This is a genomic window from Actinoplanes sp. NPDC051633 (genome assembly GCF_040681735.1).
In the GTDB taxonomy this organism is placed as follows: Bacteria; Actinomycetota; Actinomycetes; order Mycobacteriales; family Micromonosporaceae; genus Actinoplanes.
Genome location: NZ_JBFAZH010001688.1, coordinates 1 through 1,252, shown reverse-complemented (window position 1 = coordinate 1,252; position 1,252 = coordinate 1). Strand labels below are relative to the sequence as shown.

Here is a 1,252-nt window from a genome sequence, read left to right as displayed (position 1 = left end):
CTTGAGAGAGAGTTGAACCAATTAGACATCACAATCGATCGTGTCACAAACAAAACAATCACTTACAGACACTTGAAAGAAAATAAAAAAGTGAGCAAATGATAAATGCAAATTTAAGTGCTAGTACTAGAGTGAAACAAAATGCTCGTACATTGATAAATGAAATTGCTAGATAAAAATATTCCTACCGGTCGTGGTATGGTTAAATGGGCACCGTTTATTATATGTACTAATCTCATAAAAAATCTAATTTAATAGGGTTCAAACATAATTTATATATGTATTATGTTTGAACCCTATATCTATTTATTTTTTACTAATATCATTTAAAATGTCTCGCAATTCTTCAATTTCTTTGTTATTTAATTCTTCATTTTTCGCAAAATTAAGCACTAAACTTTTCATATCCCCTCCATACAATTTATTAAGAAAGGTTTTAGCAGTTTTCATTTTAATATCATCTTCTTTAATAATTGATGAGTAAAAATAAATATTATTATATTTATAGCGTTTTATAATCTCTTTTTTATATAGTCTTGTAATTAATGTTCTAATCGTCTTATCGCTAACTTCTTTATTTTTTTGAATCTCAACTACAATTTCATTAGCTGATACTGATTTTTTATTCCATATTATATTCATAACATCCCATTCAGCCATAGATATTTCAACTTGCTTATTGGCCATTTAAAACACCCATTTCTTTTAATATTTTTTCATTTATGAATTTAGCATTTTCACCAGAGGCTTTTTCATCTGATAAATGTGTAGAAAAATAATACTTATCATGATTTGTAATTACGTAACCTACAAACCACCCATTATTATATTTCCCGTTTACTATACCTGTACCTGTTTTCCCATACAATTCATAATTTTCATTTTTTCTAATCAATAACGAAGAAGATAATTGTTTCTTTTCATTTTTACTAAAATGGTTATTTTGTTCCATCATATTTTTTAAAACTATTACTTGTTCAAGATTAGATATTTTCAAACTATCTTCCAACCAATAGGCTTTATAACTTCCCAAATTTTTATTACCATAATTTAATTGCTTGAGTTGATCAGAAGTATAGTTCTTTGATAATTGATTACTAATACGTTCGAAGTACCAATTAACTGAGTTTTGTATTGCCGTATTTAAATCTTGATCCTTATTCCAAGAATCGAAAGGATAATGATTATGATTCCATGACATATGAAAAAAATTTAAAAAGTGAGTATGATCCACAATTAGAAAAAGAGCGAA

General features: G+C 26.4%; 2 protein-coding genes. Both read right to left on the bottom strand.

What is annotated here, in order from left to right:
• Positions 1-306 precede the first annotated feature (306 nt).
• Positions 307-687 (bottom strand): penicillinase repressor BlaI, encoded by a 381-nt coding sequence (blaI, locus tag AB0M20_RS44340; RefSeq protein ID WP_001284658.1) that lies wholly within the window; start codon positions 685-687, stop codon positions 307-309.
• Positions 677-1,252: penicillin-binding transpeptidase domain-containing protein (locus AB0M20_RS44335; protein ID WP_364307581.1), on the bottom strand; the 576-nt coding region annotated here is incomplete at its 5' end. The genes blaI and AB0M20_RS44335, both read right to left, overlap by 11 nt.

Coding starts and splice junctions, on each gene's coding strand:
- blaI (WP_001284658.1), bottom strand. CDS start 687: ATGGCCAATAAGCAAGTTGAAATATCTATGGCTGAATGGGATGTTATG.